Consider the following 2,463-nt stretch of genomic DNA (forward strand, 5'->3'; position numbering starts at 1 on the left):
GTAGTTTGGTGGGGCCGGGCCGGGGCGGGAGTTAATCCCGCCCCTCGTCGGACGGGTTGGCTTCGCTACCCGCCGGCCGGCCTCGCCTCCCGCGCCTTCGCGCGGGCCTCGTAATCAGCTGCGCTGATTCCTCGGACGCTCGGCGGGGCTGTCCTACTTCCCCCTTTTCGGCATATCTGTTCGGTCCCCTGTCAGGGCGCGCGACGCCCGTTGCATTGAGGACCCGCGATGAACACGCTTGCTTCGCTCGCTCCCGCCGCCGCGCTCGCCGGCACCCATTCACGTCGCCTGCCCTTCACGCATAGTGTCAACTTAGTGTCACCTTTCGATTGACTTCGCCGGGATGATCTGTATCTGCCCGCGCTTGCCGTTCGGGCCTGTGCCCGGCCGGCGTCCGTCCGAGACAGCGGGTGGTGGGGATTCGCCTCGCCTTAATCTCCCGCCAAGACGGGGAAATGAAATTCACCGGTTCGTGGTCGCCTGTCGCCCGCGTGCCGGGTCAGCCGTTCCGGGCCTGTCGTTCAGTCCCCGGCCGTTTGACGATCATGCCCCCTCACGGACGAGGGGGTCGGGCATCCGCCCGGCCCTCGGCGTAACCGGACCTTCGGGCCCATATTGAGGAGACCGGCATGGATCGTTCCCAGAAGACCGACGCCGTTGCCGAGCTGAACCGCACCTTTGGCGAGGTCGGCGTGGTGGTCGTCACCCGCAACCTCGGGATGACCGTCGCCCAGTCGACGCAACTCCGCAACAAGATGCGTGACGCCGGCGCGAGCTACAAGGTCGCCAAGAACCGCCTTGCCAAGATTGCCGCAGAGGGCACGGATTATGCCGTGCTCGCCGACCTGCTGACCGGCCCGACCGGTCTCGCGACGTCGGCCGATCCGGTCGCTGCTGCCAAGGTGGTGTCGGATTTCGCCAAGACCAACGATCGCCTCGAAATCGTCGGCGGCGCGATGGGCAGCATGCTGCTCGACGCCGAAGGCGTGAAGGCACTCGCCGCGCTGCCGTCGCTCGACGAACTGCGCGCGAAGATCGTCGGTTTGCTGGTCGCGCCCGCGACCAAGCTGGCGACGGTCACCCAGGCACCGGCGGCGCAGCTCGCCCGCGTGTTTGCGGCCTATGCGGACAAGGACAAGGAAGCGGCGTGATCGCGCGCCCGCTTTGACGAACCTGACTATCTGAACTGAACCTATCGAATCTGGAGTATTGAAATGGCTGATCTGAACGCGCTGGTTGACCAGCTGAGCGAACTGACCGTCCTCGAAGCCGCCGAGCTGTCGAAGATGCTGGAAGAAAAGTGGGGCGTTTCGGCCGCGGCTGCGGTTGCGGTTGCCGGCCCGGCCGCCGGTGGCGCCGGTGCGGGTGCGCCTGCTGCGGAAGAAAAGACCGAGTTCGACGTGATCCTCACCGGCGACGGTGGCAAGAAGATCAACGTCATCAAGGAAGTCCGCGCCATCACCGGCCTGGGCCTGACCGAAGCCAAGACGCTGGTCGAAAGCGCGCCCAAGGCCGTCAAGGAAGGCGTGTCGAAGGACGAGGCCGAGAAGGTCAAGAAGCAGCTCGAAGAAGCCGGCGCGACCGTCGAGGTCAAGTAAGCTTCATCGACCGGCGGCGGGCGCGCCCCGCGGCCGGGCTGACGAAAAAATGGGGGCGGACCTTCGCGGGTCCGCCCCCTTTTTCATGCGTTCCGGATCGGGCGATCAGGCATCCCCGAACGCCGGGCGCGAATTCGGCCACCCGAACTGCGGCCGGAACCCCGGCTGCGGGACGGCACGCGCCGGCGCGGCGGGGCGCGGTGCCGCAGGCGCGTCGCGCATGACGGGTGCCGGCGCGGGCGCGTCCGGGCTCGGCTGCGCCGCCTCCAGCGCCAGCCGCTCGCGACGGTCGTAGAAGCGCGCCCGGCGCAGGCGATTGCGGCGCGTCAGGAACGGATTGTCCGGCGTCGGCCCCTGTTCCGCCCGCGCCGCATGGCGGCCCGGCCCCTCACCCAGCGGAAGCGCAGCCATCGGCGTCACGGCCGGATGCGGCGAAAGCATGGGCTGGGCGGCGGGTACGGCGACGGACGAACGCATCGGTGCAACCGCGGCACGGGGCGCACGACGCCGTCGGGCGATGACGAACGCCGCGCCGGCAACCAGCACCGCCAGACCGCCGATCAGCGGCAACAGCCAATCATTGGTTGCAGAGGCGCTCGGCACGGTCGGTGCGACGTCGGTCTCGGTCGCGGCCGGCGCATTGACGGCCGGCGCGACCGGCTCAGCGGGGCTCGCCTGAACGACCTCGTTGGTGGTTGCGGCGGGTGCAACAGCGGTCGGATTGGCCGTCGCCTCACGCGGCGCCGACCGTTCGACGGTCGCGGTGCGACGCGCGGTCCGGGCCGGCGCTTCGACAGGGGTGGATCGCGTCCGCGCCGCAGCCGGCGTTGTGTCCACCGGGGCAGGCGTCGCGGCATCCGGCGCG

At 69.3% G+C, this 2,463-nt stretch carries 3 protein-coding genes; 2 read left to right on the plus strand and 1 reads right to left on the minus strand.

The window, feature by feature from the left end; translation table 11 throughout:
• Positions 1-629: 629 nt before the first annotated feature.
• Both rplJ and rplL read left to right on the plus strand, forming a co-directional pair.
• Positions 630-1,151, plus strand: a complete 522-nt coding sequence (rplJ, locus tag AX676_RS01430) for a 50S ribosomal protein L10 (protein WP_066482327.1) — start codon at positions 630-632, stop codon at positions 1,149-1,151.
• A gap of 63 nt (positions 1,152-1,214) precedes the next feature.
• The gene (gene rplL / locus AX676_RS01435; RefSeq protein WP_066482330.1) at positions 1,215-1,598 is read left to right on the plus strand and encodes a 50S ribosomal protein L7/L12; all 384 of its coding nucleotides are present in this window, start codon (positions 1,215-1,217) and stop codon (positions 1,596-1,598) included.
• Positions 1,599-1,703: 105 nt separating this feature from the next.
• Here the strand turns inward: rplL and AX676_RS01440 are convergent.
• A partial coding sequence (locus AX676_RS01440; protein ID WP_231734706.1) for a hypothetical protein occupies positions 1,704-2,463 on the minus strand: 760 nt, incomplete at its 5' end.

Origin of the sequence: Sphingomonas sp. CCH21-G11 (assembly GCF_001555965.1) — a bacterium.
Classification (GTDB): domain Bacteria; phylum Pseudomonadota; class Alphaproteobacteria; order Sphingomonadales; family Sphingomonadaceae; genus Sphingomonas.

Coding starts and splice junctions, on each gene's coding strand:
- rplJ (WP_066482327.1), top strand. CDS start 630: ATGGATCGTTCCCAGAAGACCGACGCCGTTGCCGAGCTGAACCGCACC.
- rplL (WP_066482330.1), top strand. CDS start 1,215: ATGGCTGATCTGAACGCGCTGGTTGACCAGCTGAGCGAACTGACCGTC.